This window comes from Streptomyces deccanensis, assembly GCF_022385335.1.
Classification (GTDB): Bacteria; Actinomycetota; Actinomycetes; order Streptomycetales; family Streptomycetaceae; genus Streptomyces; species Streptomyces deccanensis.
In genome coordinates this window covers 155,117-172,038 of the sequence record NZ_CP092431.1, presented here as the reverse complement: position 1 = coordinate 172,038, position 16,922 = coordinate 155,117, and the positions used below count along the sequence as shown (strand labels likewise).

Annotated in this window: 18 protein-coding genes; 12 read left to right on the top strand and 6 right to left on the bottom strand. The window is 69.6% G+C overall.

The window, feature by feature from the left end:
- Window positions 1-82 precede the first annotated feature (82 nt).
- Entirely contained in the window at window positions 83-532 is a 450-nt protein-coding gene (locus tag L3078_RS00830; protein WP_239749944.1) for a hypothetical protein, read from the top strand.
- Here the strand turns inward: L3078_RS00830 and L3078_RS00825 are convergent, their stop codons facing one another.
- From L3078_RS00825 to L3078_RS00815, 3 genes are all read right to left on the bottom strand, one after another.
- Window positions 533-1,396, bottom strand: a complete 864-nt coding sequence (locus L3078_RS00825) for an LLM class flavin-dependent oxidoreductase (protein ID WP_239749942.1) — start codon at window positions 1,394-1,396, stop codon at window positions 533-535.
- A 257-nt stretch (window positions 1,397-1,653) separates the two neighbouring features.
- Window positions 1,654-1,809, bottom strand: coding sequence for a hypothetical protein (locus L3078_RS00820; RefSeq protein ID WP_239749940.1), 156 nt, complete (start codon window positions 1,807-1,809; stop codon window positions 1,654-1,656).
- Between the two features lie 407 nt (window positions 1,810-2,216).
- Window positions 2,217-3,401, bottom strand: coding sequence for an amidohydrolase (locus tag L3078_RS00815; RefSeq protein ID WP_239749935.1), 1,185 nt, complete (start codon window positions 3,399-3,401; stop codon window positions 2,217-2,219).
- Window positions 3,402-3,576: 175 nt separating this feature from the next.
- Here L3078_RS00815 and L3078_RS00810 point away from each other — a divergent pair, with 175 nt between their 5' ends.
- On the top strand, window positions 3,577-5,037 hold the full coding sequence (locus L3078_RS00810) for an aminotransferase class I/II-fold pyridoxal phosphate-dependent enzyme (RefSeq protein WP_239749933.1): 1,461 nt from the start codon (window positions 3,577-3,579) through the stop codon (window positions 5,035-5,037).
- A 134-nt stretch (window positions 5,038-5,171) separates the two neighbouring features.
- Here the strand turns inward: L3078_RS00810 and L3078_RS00805 are convergent, their stop codons facing one another.
- Together L3078_RS00805 and L3078_RS00800 are read right to left on the bottom strand one after the other, a co-directional pair.
- Window positions 5,172-6,158: a sugar-binding transcriptional regulator gene (locus tag L3078_RS00805; protein WP_239749931.1), complete on the bottom strand. Its 987-nt coding sequence runs from the start codon at window positions 6,156-6,158 to the stop codon at window positions 5,172-5,174.
- 57 nt (window positions 6,159-6,215) lie between these two features.
- Window positions 6,216-6,488 carry an HPr family phosphocarrier protein gene (locus L3078_RS00800; protein ID WP_239749929.1) on the bottom strand — a complete coding sequence of 91 codons (273 nt, stop codon included), beginning with the start codon at window positions 6,486-6,488 and terminating at the stop codon, window positions 6,216-6,218.
- 471 nt (window positions 6,489-6,959) lie between these two features.
- Between L3078_RS00800 and srlA the strand changes: the two genes are divergently transcribed.
- The 9 genes from srlA to L3078_RS00755 all read left to right on the top strand — a co-directional run bounded on the left by srlA (window position 6,960) and on the right by L3078_RS00755 (window position 14,805).
- The gene (gene srlA / locus L3078_RS00795; RefSeq protein WP_239749926.1) at window positions 6,960-7,631 is read left to right on the top strand and encodes a PTS glucitol/sorbitol transporter subunit IIC; all 672 of its coding nucleotides are present in this window, start codon (window positions 6,960-6,962) and stop codon (window positions 7,629-7,631) included.
- On the top strand, window positions 7,628-8,680 hold the full coding sequence (gene srlE, locus L3078_RS00790) for a PTS glucitol/sorbitol transporter subunit IIB (protein ID WP_239749911.1): 1,053 nt from the start codon (window positions 7,628-7,630) through the stop codon (window positions 8,678-8,680). Before srlA ends, srlE begins: the two co-directional genes overlap by 4 nt.
- Window positions 8,680-9,051, top strand: coding sequence for a PTS glucitol/sorbitol transporter subunit IIA (locus L3078_RS00785; protein WP_239749908.1), 372 nt, complete (start codon window positions 8,680-8,682; stop codon window positions 9,049-9,051). The genes srlE and L3078_RS00785 overlap by 1 nt, the downstream gene beginning before the upstream one ends.
- A gap of 64 nt (window positions 9,052-9,115) precedes the next feature.
- Window positions 9,116-9,490 (top strand): hypothetical protein, encoded by a 375-nt coding sequence (locus L3078_RS00780; protein ID WP_239749905.1) that lies wholly within the window; start codon window positions 9,116-9,118, stop codon window positions 9,488-9,490.
- 11 nt (window positions 9,491-9,501) lie between these two features.
- On the top strand, window positions 9,502-9,924 hold the full coding sequence (locus tag L3078_RS00775; RefSeq protein WP_239749899.1) for a transcriptional regulator GutM: 423 nt from the start codon (window positions 9,502-9,504) through the stop codon (window positions 9,922-9,924).
- Between the two features lie 311 nt (window positions 9,925-10,235).
- Window positions 10,236-11,564 (top strand): NAD(P)H-dependent oxidoreductase, encoded by a 1,329-nt coding sequence (locus L3078_RS00770; RefSeq protein ID WP_239749898.1) that lies wholly within the window; start codon window positions 10,236-10,238, stop codon window positions 11,562-11,564.
- A gap of 14 nt (window positions 11,565-11,578) precedes the next feature.
- On the top strand, window positions 11,579-12,547 hold the full coding sequence (locus L3078_RS00765) for a thiamine pyrophosphate-dependent dehydrogenase E1 component subunit alpha (protein WP_239749896.1): 969 nt from the start codon (window positions 11,579-11,581) through the stop codon (window positions 12,545-12,547).
- An 18-nt stretch (window positions 12,548-12,565) separates the two neighbouring features.
- Window positions 12,566-13,615 carry an alpha-ketoacid dehydrogenase subunit beta gene (locus L3078_RS00760; protein WP_239749893.1) on the top strand — a complete coding sequence of 350 codons (1,050 nt, stop codon included), beginning with the start codon at window positions 12,566-12,568 and terminating at the stop codon, window positions 13,613-13,615.
- Window positions 13,615-14,805, top strand: coding sequence for a dihydrolipoamide acetyltransferase family protein (locus L3078_RS00755; RefSeq protein ID WP_239749891.1), 1,191 nt, complete (start codon window positions 13,615-13,617; stop codon window positions 14,803-14,805). Before L3078_RS00760 ends, L3078_RS00755 begins: the two co-directional genes overlap by 1 nt.
- A gap of 219 nt (window positions 14,806-15,024) precedes the next feature.
- Here the strand turns inward: L3078_RS00755 and L3078_RS00750 are convergent, their stop codons facing one another.
- Window positions 15,025-15,972: a sugar-binding transcriptional regulator gene (locus L3078_RS00750; protein ID WP_239749890.1), complete on the bottom strand. Its 948-nt coding sequence runs from the start codon at window positions 15,970-15,972 to the stop codon at window positions 15,025-15,027.
- A gap of 281 nt (window positions 15,973-16,253) precedes the next feature.
- Between L3078_RS00750 and L3078_RS00745 the strand changes: the two genes are divergently transcribed.
- Window positions 16,254-16,658: a hypothetical protein gene (locus tag L3078_RS00745; protein WP_239749889.1), complete on the top strand. Its 405-nt coding sequence runs from the start codon at window positions 16,254-16,256 to the stop codon at window positions 16,656-16,658.
- Window positions 16,659-16,922: the final 264 nt, after the last annotated feature.

Genomic DNA, 16,922 nt, shown 5'->3' with positions numbered 1-16,922 from the left:
GAGGGCCTGTTCGCCATCCCCAGCAGACTCCGGGCCGGCTCCACGACGACCAGGACCGCGGTGACGCCGAGGAGGCCGCCCGATGAGCGTGATGACCACCGCCCTGCGTGAATCGCTCAAGACCCTGCGGCTGTCAGGGATGCTGGAAACTTTCGACGCCCGCCTCACCCAGGCCCACGGCGGCGAACTCGGCCACCCCGACTTCCTCCAGGGCGCTCTGCAGGACGAGACACCCGTCGCGAGACCGTTGACTTCGAACGCCCCCTGCGCAAAGCGAAGTTCGAGCAGAATCCACCCTGGAAGGGTTCGACTTCAACGCCTCCCCGAAACTGGCCGGCGCCCAGATCCGCGACCTGGCCGCCCTGCGATGGCTCACTCCGGCGGGTCCGTCATCCTGTTCGGCCCGGTCGGGCCACCTCGCCATCCGGCAGGCCGCAAGCGTCCGCAGGTCATCATGAACGGCCCCAGCTACCGGCCCGACAAGCGACCGAAGAAGCCCACCGACAAACCCGGCACACCCACGAAACGCTGATCAGATCACCGGCGGCCCCGCCTCGATCCGGCGCATTACCGGGGACAGGCGATCCAGATCGGGGCCCGTCTGGACCTGCCGCTCGTCCCACCAGGTGGCGCCGGCGTCACGCAGCGGACCGGTCACGTCCTTGGCCTTCACGGCGTCCGAGGACGTGGCACCGCCGAGCACGAACTCGAAGGGCCGCTCGGCCCCACCCCTACGGTGCTTGCGCACATAACCGACAAGCTCCCGAACCTCTGCCACATCGGGCACATGCCCATGCCGGGCCGTCTCGAAAAGAGGCACCGCCCCGTCCCACCGTGCTGCCCGCCGCATCGGCGGGCGACGCGGCCAGAACCCGCCGATCCACACCGGCGGACCAGGCCGCTGCACTGTTGCAGGCAACAGCGTCACGTCCCGGACCTCGTAGTGCCGGCCACGGTGGTCCACCGACTCACCGGACCACCAGCGCCTCAACAACCCCAGTCCCTCGTCCAGCCGCTCGGCGAGGAAGCGTGGCTCAGCGGTGTCTCCGAAGCTGCGGTACTCGTCCTCGACCGGCCCTCCCAGACCGGCTGCGAAGATCACCCGGCCGCCGCTGAGATGGTCCAGGGTGGCCACCTGGCGGGCAAGTTGCTGCGGACGATAACGGGGGACCGGCGTCAGTAACGTGCCCAACCGGATCCGCGAGGTCGCCAACGCGGCCGCAGTCAGCAGCATCCACGGGTCTCCGAAGGGGCGGCCCTGATGTTGTCGATGCAGTACGTGGTCCCAGACGAAGAGTCCGTCCCAGCCGGCCTGTTCGGCGGCAACCGCCACGGCCGCGACGTTACGGGGGTCGGCGAAGTCACCGAAGTTGGGGATGTTGATGGAGAAGCGCATCCCAGCAGGATCCGCAACCGGTCGCGAAGGAGCAATCGGATTCCGATCCTGCGGCACGACAGGGTCTCGTCGAGCAACCGCCAGTGCGTCGACTGCGACGAGCAGTCCCGGCGATACGAAGTCTCCCTCCCATGAACTGCCGTCCTACACGGGCGGCGGCGGTCAGCCGTGGCCGCGATCAGTCGGGCAGGAAGGTTGCAGACTCGCTGCTCGACGGCACCGGATGAGCCTGCGTGCCCTGCGAGTCACCAGGCCAGTCACTGGCCCTTCTTGTTGAACCATCCGAGCGACTGGACGACGGACGCGCCGATCACGAGGATGCCGAGAGGCACGATCGTGAACCAGGTGGCATCGGCTTTCATGGCCGCGAGCAGGGCGATGGCGCCGAGGGCCAGCGCCAGGAGCACGAGCATGCCCAGAAGGACACGAGTCTTGGAAACCAACGGAGGACGCTCCAATGTTCAGCCGGGCTCTCTTGACCGGACAGTGTTTGCTACCTGTTGGACGGCTAGCGACGGTTGCCCTGTAGGGAGGCAGCAAGCTCCCTGGCGTGGCACCACCGCTCCGTCAGAAAGCGGCATCGGCGAGTCTCGCAAGGCTGCCTTCCCGAGGCGCCAGTAGAACTACGTAATCGCATACGTACGTTCACCCGCCAGGCCCGGCCCGCCAGGCCGCATCTGCGGTGAGCCGTGCCAATCTCGCCTGTCGGATGGGAAGTTGGCCGGACGAACACATGAAGCCCCTGTGAACGAGGCCGCCGCCCCCAGGACCAAGGTCCTGCATAAGGGTTCGGCAGGCGGGTCCGGCATGAGAACAGCGTTCAACCTCCGTCGCGGGCGGCGTGCCGGTCCCAGGCACGATTGCGTAGATCCGGGTCTCGCAGGACGTCCAACGCCGTGCCGGCCAGCGCCTCGACCACGGCTGTGAGGACCTTGCGGGCGGGTTCGGAGGCTGCGGCCGTGGCGAACTCGGGGGTGTGGTCGCTGCCGCCGGAGTCCATGATCGCGACGAAGGGGTGGATGGCGGGCACACGGCCGCTGACGTTGCCGATGTCCGATGAGCCCAGGTAGACGCCGGGTTCGGGTGGTGTGAGGGTGATCCCGGACCGGCTGAGACGGTCGGCGAAGCGGTCGGACAGCACCCGGCTGTCCCGGAAGTGTTCATAGCGAACGCCGGCCCGCTCCACCTGGCAGGAGGTGCCGGTGGCTCGCGCGACGCCCTCCGCCGCGGCGTGCAAGCGCGCGGCCAGGTCGTCCAGGGCGGCGGTGGTCGCCGCCCGCAGTCCGAAGCGGCCCTCGGCGAGGTCGGGCACGACGTTGGTCGCGGTGCCGCCGTGCGTGATGATCCCCTGGACGTGCGATCCCTGCGGCAGCCGACGGCCGAGCGCCGACAGGACGTTGAACAGCTCGATCAACGCCGCGAGGGCGTCGATGCCTTGGGTCGGGTCGCCCGTGGGATGGGCAGCCCGGCCCCGGAAGGCGACCCGGTACTGCTCCTGCGCCGTCAGGGGCGCCCGTACCCAGTCGTACACGCCGGGATGGAACATCAGGGCGGCGTCGACGTCGTCGAACACACCTGCCTGCACCTCGAGTGCCTTGCCGCCGCCGCCCTCCTCGGCCGGCGTCCCCACTGCCACCACCGAGCCCTCGGTACCGTGCCGTAGGGCGTGCACGACCAGCGCGGCGCCGAGGCCGGCGGCGGCGATCAGATTGTGGCCGCAGGCGTGCCCGAGCCCGGGCAGGGCGTCGTACTCCAGCAGGAGCGCCACGGCGGGCCGGCCGCGGCCCGAGACCGCCGTGAACGCCGTGGGCAGGCCCGCCACGTTCCGTCTCACCTCGAAGCCCGCACGGCGCAGTCGGTCGGTGAGCAGGGCCGTCGCCCGGTGTTCGGCGAAGGCGGTCTCTGGATCCGCGTGCAGAGCGCACGCCACCTCCCACAGGGCGTCTGCGCGCCGGGCGACCTCCTCGTGGAGTCCTGGATACGACGGAGGCGGGAGGCTGGACACGTCGGAACTCCAAGGGGTCGGCGATCGTCTTCGCTCCCGCTTCCGAGTTCCTCCTCGACCGGACTCCAACCGCCGCGTTTCGGAATCCGCTCGTGGTGTACACGGGCAGGGACAGGTGACGCTCGACGTCGTACGAATGTGCGGAGTCGTTCCCGGGGGCCTGCTGGGAGGAACCATGGACCATGCGCAGGTACCCGTGCTGGAGGCGCTGCGGGACTTCCGCAGCCGGGGTGACATCGCCTACGGCCCGCCGGGGCACAAGCAGGGCCGCGGTGCGGATCCGCGAGTCGCTGAGATCGTCGGCCTCGACGTGTTCCGCTCCGACGTCCTCTCACTCAACGGGCTGGACGACCGCCGCCAGTCCCGGGGCGTCCTGAGCCGGGCCCAGGACCTGATGGCGGACGCGGTCGGCGCCGACCAGGCGTTCTTCTCCACCTGCGGCAGCTCCCTGTCGGTCAAGACCGCCATGCTCTCGGTGGCCGGGCCCGGCGAGAAACTGCTGATCTCCCGAAACGCGCACAAATCGGTGATCGCGGCCGTCATCGTGGGCGGAGTCGAACCGATCTGGGTCCACCCGAAGTTCGACACCGAACGCCACATCGCTCACCCGCCGGAGCCCGACGACGTACGACGACGGCTGCGGGAGCATCCGGACGCCAAAGGCATGCTGCTGATCACGCCCACGGACTGGGGCACCTGCGCCGACATCCGTGGTGTGGCCCGGGTTTGCCACGAACACGACGTGCCCCTGATCGTCGACGAGGCGTGGGGGGCGGTCTTCCCGTTCCACCCCGGGCTTCCGCCGTGGGGCATGGATGCCGAGGCCGACCTGGTCGTCACCAGCGTCCACAAGACGGGCAGCGCCATCGAGCAGAGTTCCGTCTTCCACGTGCAGTACGACCGGGTGTCGGCGGAAGTCCTCAAGCAGCGGGAGGACCTGCTCGGTACCACCAGCGCGTCCTCACTCGTGTACGCGACACTCGATGGCTGGCGCCGCCAGATGGTCGAGCAGGGACACGACCTTCTGGACACCGCGCTGCACCGCGCCGAACGGATCCGCACGACCGTCGGCGAGCTGCCCGCCCTGCGTCCGATGGGCGGCGAGATCGTGGAGGAGGGCCTCGCCGCCTCCTACGACCCCCTGAAGATCGTGATCGATGTACGGGACCTCGGCATCAGCGGCATGCAGGCCGCCGAGTGGCTCAGGAAGAACCGGCAGGTGGACGTCGGCGGCTCCGACACCTGCCGACTCAGCGCCTCGATCACCTACGCCGACGACGACGAGACCGAGAAGACCCTGCTGGACGCCCTGCGCGCGCTCACCGAGGAGGCCGGCTCGCTCGAACGGCAGCCACCGGTTCGTCTGCCTGAACCCTCCGCCCTGGAACTGGAACAGGCGATGTCACCGAGGAAAGCGTTCTTCGCCGAGGTCGACCATGTGCCCGCCGAGCAGGCGACGGGTCGGATCGCCGCGGAGATGATCAGCCCGTACCCGCCCGGTGTGCCCGTGATCGCGCCCGGCGAGGTGATCACCGACGAAGTCCTCGACTATCTGCGCAGCGGCTTCGAGCACGGAGTCCTGATCCCGGACGCGGCCGACCCGTCGGTACGGACCCTACGGGTGGTGCGTGGCTGAGCCGGTACCGACCGACCGTGCGGGCCGACGTCCCCACCGCCTCGCAGGCCGACGTCGACGCACCGGCCGGGGCGGGGCAGGTGCGGGGCATTCGCTGGTGCTGGCTGGGAGTTCACAGCGCCGGGCATGGGTGATCATCGAGTAGCTGGTGCCGAAGAGGACTTCGCGGAAGTGCCCTGGGCGGAGAGCAGGGCGCGAGCGAGGGAGCTGTCGGAGATCAGTACGTCGAGCGCACCGCTGCGCAGGGCGCCGAGCACGCCGCGGGCCTTCTCCGCGCCCGCCGCCACCCCCGCCACGAGCGGGATTCTGGAGAGTTGCTCCAGGGATACGGCCAGCACCCGCTCGTCGACCGGACCGGGAATGGGTCTTCCGTCGACGTCGAAGAAGCGCGCGCAAAGGTCGCCTGCTGGTTGGCGGTTGTCGAACTCCTCCCTTTCCCGCGGGTCGAGTGCCAGCGCGTCGATGATCGCCGCGGACGATCCGACGCCGTGGCTGCCGATGCCGACCAGCGCGATAGCGACCTGTTCGGCTGCTTCGAGCGCGTCCTGGACGGAGGGCTCGGCGAGCAGGATCTGTCTGCTCGCCGGGGTGGTGAGCAGGGCGGGAGCGTGCAGGTGGCGGAAGCGGCCGCCGAGGCGGGCGGCCAGGTCCCGTACCAGCTCCTCACCGGTGATCTCGCTGTCCACGGAGGACAGCCCGCCGACAAGGGGGAGCACTTCGACATTGAGCCCGCCGTTGTCGGGGACGTGCTGCACAACCGCCTGAAGCGTGCGCCCCCAGGACACCCCCACGCGCTGCTCGGGCCGCATGGTCTCCAGCAGCCAGCGGGCTCCGAGGTCCCCGACGTGGGCAAGCGTGCGGTCACTTCCCGGGGCATCGGCCACCCGGCAGTCGCGCAGCCCGAACCTCGCGCGCAGCTCGCTCTCCAGGGACAGGTCGCGCCCTGCCGGATCGTGAATGCTGATCTCGACGATCCCTCTCTCCCGGGCAGCGGCGAGCATCCGGGAGACGTTGGGCCGGCTGACGCTGAGGGCATGGGCGATCTCCTGCTGGGAGCGACCCTCCTCGTAGTACATGCGGGCGACCTTCACCAGCAGGTGCTGATCACGTGCCGTCGGCATGGTGCTTCCTCGGGGGTGCGTCAAGCGGTGCTGTGCGGTGACCGCGGAAAACGCGCGTCATGACACCGCGTCGAGGTCTCGCGCGAGCAGGTCGGCGAGGTCGGCAAGAGCCGCCTCCTCCTCGGTGCCTTCGGTACGCAGCACGACCTGCTCGCCGTGTCGGAGTGCGAGGGACAGCACGGCGAGCATGCTCTTCGCGTTCACCGGCGCCCCTTCCTCCCTGCCTATCGACACCTGGCACGGCTGCTTCGCGGCCGCCTGGACGAAGGCCGCCGCGGGCCGGGCGTGCAGTCCCACCTCGGACGCGATCGTGACACGGGTCTCAGGCACAGCGTTCTCCTTCGATTTGTCCGGCAAAGTACGCTCTCGTTGGCCGAGGGCTGGGCGAAGCTGCACGTTACACAGCCGGTGGACAGATGTGAAGAAGAATTGCATCAATGTGCAAACGGCGGCCGTCGATGCCCGGTGCGCGCCCTTGAGGGCGCGGGCGAGGCTCGGGCCGGCGGGCCGAGTTTCCCTGGCTGTCACACAGCGTAATTAGGTTCGACATCTTGTCGCGCCGCGCTGCCCGGTGCTACACCTCTATCGAACAGAGGTGAGGAACTCTGAGCAGACGTGCAAACCCACGTGCTGCATGATCCCCGTTCCTCCCGTCGCATCCCGATCACGCCGGCTCCCCACCCCACCAGAGCCGCCTACTCGTCTCCGCCGTACGGGCCATGGGCTCCGGCCGGCCTCCGCATCCCCACTCGGAGACAGAGACCTCCGTATCCCCGCTCAGAAACAGAGAGGAGGGCCGAGATGGTTACCGTTGCCGCGGCAGCCCTGGCGGCGTCGACACCCCAGGGCGAGGAGAGTGACAACCCCGTCATTCGTGGCGCAGTCTGGGTCGGCTCCCATTTCATCGGCCTGTTCAACGAGGCCGGCAAGCAGTTCACCGGTCTGGTGACCGGGATTCTCCCCACGCTGATCGTCCTGCTCACCGCCATGTACGCGCTGGTGACGTTCGTCGGCGAGAAGCGCGTGACCCGGGCCGTCGAGTGGTCCTCGCGCTGGTGGATCACCCGGTACACCGTCATGCCGGTGCTCGCCGTGCTGATGCTCACCAACCCGATGTGCTACTCGTTCGGCAGGTTCCTGCCCGAGAAGTACAAGCCGGCCTTCTACGACTCGGCGGTCTCCTTCGTCCACCCGGTGACCTCGTTCTTCCCCTACGCCAACGCCGGCGAGCTGTTCGTCTGGCTGGGCATCGCCAGTGGCGTGCAGAAGCTGGGTCTGTCCACCGTGCCCCTGGCGCTGTACTACCTCGCCACGGGCGTCGTGGTGATCTTCATCAGGGGCGTCGTCACCGAGCGGATCACTCTCATCCTGATCAAGAGAACCGGCCGCACCGAGATCTTCCGCAAGTTCGACGAGGAATTCACCACGGGCAACGCCAGCAGCGCGCTCACGGTGACCGGAGGCACACGATGACGACCACCGAGCAGAGCCCGCGCACCTACCCCTCGGTGTTCGTCCGCAAGGGCTCGGGCGGTTGGGGCGACGGACTCACCCTGCGCCGCACCGAGACCCGCAACAAGGTGCTGTCGGTCACGGGCGGGGGTATTCACCCCGTCGCCCAGCGGATCGCGGAGCTGACCGGGGCGGAGGCCGTCGACGGGTTCCGCACCACCGTCCCCGACGACGAGGTCCTCTGCGCGGTGATCAACTGCGGCGGCACCGCTCGGATAGGTGTCTATCCACGCAAGCGGATACCGACGATCGACGTGTATCCCGGCGCGCCCGGCGGCCCGCTCGCCCAGTTCATCACCGAGGACATCTTCGTCTCCGACGTGGGGGTGGACGATGTCGTGGTCGAGGAGGGGGCGGAGGACGACGCCGAGGCGGCGCCGGCACCGGACTCGCCATCGGCCGGGGACAACCGCGACCAGACCGCGGACCCGGTCACCGAGCCCGTCGCCCAGCCGTCGGGTGGCGGCGGACTCTTCTCCCGGATATCCGACGGGTTCATCAAGTTCAGCTCCGGCATCGGCTACGCGGTCAACACCCTTCTGGCCTCGGGCCGGCAGGCCATCACCCTGACGATCAGCACCATCCTTCCGTTCATGGCGTACGTCAGCCTGCTGCTGGGGTTCGTCCTCTACACCGGCGTCGCCGAGGCGATGGGCGAGGGCCTCAAGCCGCTGGCCTCGAATCCGCTCGGTCTCATCGCCCTCGGTGCCGTGGTGGCCCTGCCCTTCCTGTCCCCGATCCTGGGGCCCGGAGCGGCGATCGCCCAGATCATCGGGGTGCTGATGGGCACGCAGATCGCCGCGGGAACCATCCCCGTCGAGTACGCTCTGCCCACCCTGTTCGCCATCAACGGCCAGGTCGGCTGCGACTTCATCCCCGTCGGTCTCGCCCTCGGTGAGGCGAAACCCGAGACGGTGGCGGTCGGTACGCCGGCGGTACTGCTCAGCCGTCTGATCACCTCGCCCCTCGCCGTGGCCCTTGCCTGGCTCGTCAGCTTCGGGATGTACTGATGAACGACCTCTACTACCAGAGCACCATCCTCCGCGTCGGCGACGAAGCCGCGGACCTCATCAACGGCGGCGTCCTCATCCTCTTCGGTGAGCCGCTTCCGGGGGACCTGGAGAGCCTCAGCGTGGTGCACGAGCCGGCCGACACCCCCGCCCAGGAGATCCGACCGGGCGACGAGCTGTGGCTCGGCGAGACCCGGCTGACCCTGACCGCGGTGGGGGAGCGCGCCCAGGAGAACCTGACGACCCTCGGTCACGTGGTCGTCTACGTGGACCCCGATCCGGCCGCCGGGCTGCTGCCCGGAGCGTTGCACGCAGACGGTCCGCTCGAGGTTCCCGCACCGGGAACCGAACTGAGGCTCGTCCGCGCGTGACGGTGCGGCCGGACCGAGGTGCGCACGCGGCGCGGCCGCGGCGAGGCGGAAGGAGCAGCACACCATGAACGCCCCTGATGACAGCGCCCCGGCGGAGGACGCCTGTCGCGACTGCGGCGGGACGCTCGTCGAGGGATCCATGGCACTGCCACTGCTCGGCTCACCTCGCTTCGCCTACCGTCTCGGCACCACCGAAGTCACCACCGAGGTGGCGGCCCTGATGTGTCTGAGCTGCGGAACGGTCCGGCTGCGCGGCCGGAATCCCGATCGGATACGGAGTGCGGTGGCGGCCAGGAAGGTCCGCCACCGCTCCTCCTTCGGCCTGCCCCGCATACCGGGACTGCCGGCCCGCTCGCCCTTCCTCCCCGAGGGTGACGGACAGGAGCGGCCGGCAGTCCCCTCCCCTCCTGAACGAGGGGCCGGAACCGAAGGCCCCTGAAAAGAGGACTCATGGAATACCTGCCCTTGGCCCTGCTGCTGCTCGGCGGCTTCGTGCTCTCGCTTCTGGCGAGCGTGGCCCAGCACCGCTACTACATGCGCACCGTGAACAAGCTCGCCGGCCAGGAGCACCGGGCGGGTGTCACCCTCGTCTCCGGCCGCGCCACCGGGCGGCTTCGCGGCGCCGTGGTGCTGCTGCTCGTGCGGCGGAGCGACAGCGTCGTCGAACGAGCCCTGGTGATGCAGGGGGCTTCCGTTCTCGCCCGCTTCCGCGAACGCCCGCAGCTCACCGGGAAGCTGAGCACGGCGTCGTCCCGGGCCGGATCCACCGCCATGGCACGCGCGGTTGAGGACGCCCGCGACCGCTACCGCCGGATGCAGTCCGGCGCCACGGTCGATCACGGCCCCGCTCTCCGGATGTGGTCGACACGGTGAACGACCTCCACTACAGGAGCACGGTGCGGTTCGTGGGCGCCGCCTGCGAGTAGTCGCCGGCGGCGCCTGTCTCATACCGCGTCCCGCAGCGCCGGGGCTGCGTGTGCCTGACATATGTGTCTGACATGGCCATGACATTCACCTGTCGGCAGTCGCTCACCGCCCGCCGACGGGAGGAGTCGACCCAGGCCTTGTCCTGGGTGCCGCACCCGTGCTACCAAGTAAATCACCAACGTGCATATCAAATGCACGGATGTGCAAATGCGCCCAGTGGGTCGGAGATCGACCGGGTGGCAGGAAGGGACCGGAGCATGAGCTACAGGGATCAGTTGCGGGAGCGGGAGCAGAAGCTCGGCCGGCCGGTTCGGGTGGGCCTCGTGGGCGCTGGGCAGATGGGACTCGGTTTCGTCGCGCAGGTGGCGCACATCCCGGGCATGGAGATCTCCGCGATCGCCGACATCGACCCGGAACGCGGTCACGAGGCGTTCAAGCGCTCGGACCGGGGCCAGGCGCTCAGCGGCGGCACGGCCGACGAGCGGGCCGCCGCGGTGCTGGGAGGCAGGCCGGTCGTCGTCACCGACGCGCTGGACCTCGTCTCGCTGCCGATCGACATCATCGTCGACGCCAGCGGTGTGCCGGACGTCGGTGCCTCGGTCGCTTTCTTCGGCCTGCTCGCGGGCAAGGACATCGCACTGCTCAACGTGGAGTGCGATGTGACGATCGGTCTGCTGCTGTCGACGGTCGCGCAGCGCATGGGCCGCGTCTACACGGTCTGTCGCGGTGACGAACCGGTGGAGTGCAAGCGGCTGGTGGACTACGTGCGGGACATCGGGTTCAGCGTGGTCTGTGCCGGCAAGGGCAAGAACAACCCCCTCGACCCGACGGCCACCCCCGAGGCGCTGACCGATCAGGCCACGGCCAAGGGCATGAACCCGAAGATGCTGGCCAGTTTCGTCGACGGCTCCAAGACGATGATCGAGATGGTGGCGCTGGCCAACGCGACGGACCTCCGGCTCAGCCGGCGCGGCATGACCGGTCCCCACTCGACGGTCGCCGACCTGGCCAAGACCTTCCGCCCGGAGGCGGACGGCGGCGTGCTTCCCGCCGCCGGGGTGGTGGACTACTGCACCGGTCCGGTCGCGCCCGGTGTGTTTGTCATCGGTCACAGCGACGACCCGGTCGTCACCGCCGAGATGGAGTACCTCGGGATGGGCGAGGGGCCCTACTACTCGTTTTACCGGCCCTACCACCTGGCCAGCGTCGAGGCTCCGCTCTCCGTCGCCGAGGCAGTGCTGGACCGCGTCCCGAGCCTCGCGCCGACGGTGTGGAACGCCGAGGTGGTCGCGGTCGCCAAGCGGGACCTGCGGGCCGGCGAACGCATAGACGGCATCGGCGGATCCACCGTGTACGGACTCGCCGAGAGCGCCGAGGCGACGGCGGCCGACGCTCTGGTGCCCCTGGGCCTCGCCGCCGGCGCCGAGGTGGTGCGGGACGTCCCCGCCGGGACCGTGCTCACCCACCAGGACGTGCGGATCGACCAGAACGCCATGATCGCGACCCTGAGGCGTCTGCAGGACCGACTGTTGGCGGGGGAGCGGATCGACCTGCCGGTGGCGCCGACCGACCCTCTGGCCGCGTGAAGGGGACTGTGAGCATGGACCTGATCAAGGACGCCGAGGCGGCCCGTTCCGCCCTCACCACGATGTGGACCATCCGCCGGTTCGAGGAGGCCGTCGACGACCTCTTCGCCCGCGGCATGATGCACGGCACCATGCACCTGTCGATCGGTCAGGAGGCGGTGCCGGTCGGTGCCTGCGCCGAACTGCGCGACGGCGACTACATCACCTCCACCCACCGCGGCCACGGACACTGCATCGCCCGCGGCGCCCAACTCGACCGCATGATGGCCGAGTTGCTCGCCAAGGAGACCGGGTACTGCCGGGGCCGCGGCGGCTCGATGCACATCGCCGACGTGGCGACGGGCAACCTGGGCGCGAACGGCATCGTCGCCGGTGGTGTCCCCATCGCCGCCGGTGCCGCCCTGGCCAGCCGGCTGCGCGGCGAGGACCGGGTGGCGCTGAGCTTCTTCGGCGACGGCGCGGTCAACGAGGGCGCCTGGCACGAGGGAGTCAACCTCGCCGCCATCTGGGACCTGCCCGTGGTGTTCATCTGCGAGAACAACAACTACGGAATGTCCATGTCCGTCCAGCGGGCGTTCCGCGTGGAGCGCCTGGCCGAGCGCGCCGCCGGCTACGGCATCCCCGGCGTCACCGTCGACGGCAACGACGTGGCCGCCGTACAGGAAGTCGTCCGCACCGCCGTGGAGCGGGCCCGCGCGGGCGGCGGCCCCACCTTCGTGGAAGCACTCACCTACCGCTGGAAGGGCCACTCCAAGAGCGACAAGAACCTCTACCGCACGCGCCAGGAGATCGACGAGTGGCGCGACCGTGACCCGATCGCCCGCTACACCGCCACCCTGCTCGACGCCGGCACCCTCACCGAAGCCGAGGCACAGCAGTGCCAGGCCGACGCACGTGACGCGGTGCGCGACGCCGTACGCACGGCGAACGCCGCCCCCGACGCCAGCGCCGCGGAACTCACCTCCGCCGTCTACGCCGTCTGACTCATCGGAGACCTGCACATGACCACCACACTCCCGAGCCCGGCGGCCGCGACGACGGCGCGGCCGCCGGCCGACCCGTCGGAGCGCACCCTCACCTACGCCGAGGCGGTCCGCGAGGCCCTCGCCGAGGCCATGCAGACCGACCCCCGCGTCTTCGTCCTCGGCGAGGACATCGGCATCTACGGAGGCGCCTTCGGCGTCACCGGCGACCTGGTGCACCGCTTCGGCGAGGAGCGGGTGCGCGACACCCCGATCAGCGAACTGGGCATCGTCGGCGCGGCGGTCGGCGCCGCGCTGGCCGACATGCGGCCCATCGTGGAGATCCAGTTCTCCGACTTCACGGCCCAGGCCATGGACCAGATCGCCAACCAGGCCGCGAAGATCCACTTCATGCTCGGTGGCGCGGCCCGCGTTCCGATGGTGCTGCGTGCCCCCACCGGCTCCGGCACCGGCGCCGCCGCCCAGCACTCCCAGAGCCTGGAGACCTGGTTCGCCCACATCCCCGGGCTGAAGGTCGTCATGCCCGCCACCCCGGCAGAGGCCAAGGGCCTGCTGCTGGCCGCCATCGACGACCCCAACCCGGTCATCGTCCTCGAACACAAACTGCTCTACAAGCAGAGCGGACCCGTGCCCGCCGGCGCCGACCGCATCCCTCTCGGGCAGGCGGCGGTCCGCCGGCAGGGCCAGGACCTCACCATCGTGGCCACCGGCATCATGGTGTCCCGCGCCGAGGAAGCCGCCCAGCAACTGCTCGCCGAGGAGGGCATCACCGCAACCGTCGTCGACCCCCGCACCCTCGTCCCGCTGGACGAGGCGACGATCATCTCGGAAGTGGCCGCCACCGGGCGCGCCCTGCTGGTCCAGGAAGCCCCCAAGACCTGCGGCTACATGGCCGAGATCGCCGCACTGATCGCCGACTCGGACGCGTTCGGCCGCCTTCGGGCTCCGATCCGCCGCCTCAGCGGCCTGGACGTACCGATCCCCTACGCGCCCCAGCTGGAGCGCGCGGCCGTGCCCCAGGTCCCCGACATCGTGGCCGAGGCCACCCGCCTGGTCAGGTCGTGGTGATGGCTGAGATCCCCCTGGTCATGCCCAAGATGTCCATGACGATGGAGGAGGGCACGTTCCTCACCTGGCACAAGGCGGAGGGCGACGAGATCCGCGCCGGCGACGTGGTGTGCGAGGTCGCGACCGACAAGGTCGACATGGAGGTCGAATCTCCCGTCGACGGAATCCTGCTCCGACTGGTGGCGCAGCCCGACGATGTGATCGCTGTCGGCGAGCCGATCGCCTACCTCAGCAGCGACGCGGACGACCTGCTGGGCGACCTCCTCGACGGGCCGGCCGAGGCGGAGGCTCCACCGCCCGCTGCGGCGGCGCTCGCCACCACGCCGGCTGCGCCGCCGCCCCTCTCGACCGTCGTGTCGGCCGTGCCGCTCGCCCGACGCCGGGCGGTGGAACTCGGCGTGGACCTCGCGACCCTCAACGGCACCGGGCCGGGCGGGACCATCAGAGTGCTCGATGTCGAGGCCGTGACCTCCCCACTCGTGGCGCCCGCACCCCACGTGCCCCCTACCCCGTCAGTCACCAACGGAGTACCGGCGGGTACAGCCACACCGGCCGCACGGCACAGGTCCCGCAGGACCGTCGCCCGCCAGACCAGCGCGAGCGCCGCCGTCCCCCAGGCCGTCGTCTTCCGTGACCTCGACCTCGAGGCCGTCGCGGAGCGTCGCGGGCAGTGCGGCTGGCTCAGCCTGATCGTACGGGCCTACGCGGATGCCCTGCGGGACAGCCCGCTCAACGCCCGGTGGACCGGGGAGGGCAGCGAGGTATGGTCCGACGTCGCGGTCGGGTTGATGGTGGACACCGAACTCGGCCCGGTCGCCCCGGTGTTGGTCAACCCGGACCGGTTCCCGATCCAGGAACTCGACGAGCGACTCGGGCGCGTGGCCGACCACGCCCGCAGCGGCAAGGTGCCGGTGGAGTACCTGACCGCGGCCACCACCACCGTGCACGACCTGGGCACCCTGGGTGTCGACGCCTTCCAGGAACTGCTCAACCCGCCCCAGGCGACCGCGCTCTCGGTCGGTGCGGTGGCCCCGCACGTCGTCCCCGTCGGCGGCGGAGTCGGGGTGCGCACCCGCTGCCGGGTCGGTCTCACCGTCGATCACCGCGTCGGTGACTGCGCGGACGCCGCGCGCCTGCTGAACGCGGTCCAGCGACGCCTGGACGACCCGAACTGGTTCGGATGGCGGTGACCCCGCCACTCATCCGGGAGCGCTCCGACGATCAGTCAGCAGGCGCCCTTGCCACCCCGGTGGCCCCATGAACGCGCTGCCGCCCGTCCACATTGTCCTTGCCCTGACTGCCAGTGGACGTGGCGGCAGCGTGCTCCTCGGCCTGCGGGCAGGGGGCACGCCCTGGCCGGACGCGGATGCGGGTGCGGGTACGGAGCCGATGCCGGATGCCGGATCGGCTCAGGCCGCGGCAAGCAGCGCCTCTGCCAGCGGGGCGTCACAGATGAGGGCGTCCACGTAGCGTCCGCGCAGCGCGCCCAGCACTCCCCGGACCTTCTCGACGCCTGCCGCCAGACCCACCACCGTGGGTATCCGGCGGAGGTCGTCGAGCGAGATGGCCAGCACCCTGTCCTCGACCGCCCCGCGCACCGGGTTGCCGTCCTCGTCGAAGAACCGGGCGCACACATCGCCCACCGGCTTCGCCGCTTCGAAGGCCGCCCGATCGCCATCGCTCAGGTGGAGCGACTCGATGATCGCGGCGGAGGAGCCCACCCCCATCGCACCGATACCGAGGAAGGCGACAGAGGACTCGCGACCGGCGTGCAGCACGTTCACGATGGCCGGCTCGGTCATCAGGGTGTCACGCGATGCCTTGGCCTCCAGCAGGGCGGGCGCGTGGAGTCGCTGGTAGGTGGTGCCCAGGCGGTCGGCCAGCTCCCGGACCAGTTCCTCGCCGGTGATCTCCGAGGCCACGGAGGAAAGTCCGCCCACCAAGGGGAGGATCTCCACCGCGAGGTCCTGCCCGAAAGGGACGGCGTGCACCATGGCCTGGAGCGTGCTCCCCCAGGAGAGCGAGATGCTTCTGCCGGGCTTGACCATGTCCAGCATCCAGGCGGCCGCCAGCTCTCCCACCTTGGCCAGTGCCGACTCGTCGGTGTGCACCGAGGCCACACGGCAGGAGGACACCCCGAAGGCGGTCTGCAGCCGCTCCTCCAGATCCAGATCACGTCCGGCCGGATCGTTGATCCGGATCTCCACGATCCCCTGGTCCCGTGCGGCAGTGAGGATGCGTGAGACGTTCGATCGGCTGACACCCAAAGCGCTGGCCACCTGTTGCTGCGACAAGTTGTCCAGGTAGTAGAGCCGTGCCGCCTTTGCCAACAGGTCACGCTCGCGGGACGCCGGCATGTCCACCCCTCCCCTCGCCATGTCGTCACATCTGTCCAGATTGTTGCACAGCCGACCAGGAGGTCGTCCCGCCTGGGGACTTACTCGTAGTTCCCCTCCTGCGCGGACCTGGACAAGGGTGGGCCGGCGTGGGACTATTTTCACGTACGTGAATTGAGTACTCACAGATGTGACGTGTGGGTGGGGTCTGGTGGCCGTGAGCGTATCGTTGGGGCTGAACGCGCCACTCAGCTCACGCGCCAGGCGCACCTGCTGACTGATGGCAGAAGCCGGGGCTGCTCATGCCGCTGACCGTCGCCCGCCCCACCCCGATCGCCTGCTGCACTACTTGCCCGACGGGCGCGGTGAGCTTTGAGGAAGCCAAGGAGCCGACAATGACCGAGAGCACGGAAACCGCGTATCTGGAGTGCACCTGTGGCGGAGAGCAACTTCATCGGCTGACCTACGTCCACGGCTGCCTGCTCACGATCATCTGTGACAACTGCAAGAAAACCACCATGATGCCCAGGGAACTGGTCATAGGGCAGTACACGCGGGACTTCCGAGGCCGTCTCGGCCGGCTGCCCGCCAAACTCCGGTCGGACGCACAGGACCATCCGGTGCGCTTCGTCGTCGGCCTGCCGGTCAAGGCGATCAACAAACTTGCCCAAGTGGTGCACGAGATCAAGCTGATCGCCCGAACCTGACCCGTTCAGCTCGCCGCCCGTCGATCGACACCGCCCGCCCGCCTGCCGAAGTCCACGCCCGGTAAACGGCGTTGTCGTGGGGTCGTGGACCGTGGACCGTTCGTGGTCCGGTGGGATGCCGCCCCCGTCGACCGCGGGCACGTCCTCGATCTGTCCGGTTGCGGCCCTGGAAGCCACGGGCCGACTCCCTCTCCGACGTCCGTGAGGACGACGGAGTGAGCGCCGACGACGCGCTGTTCGGCCGGCAGTGACAACGATCGCGCC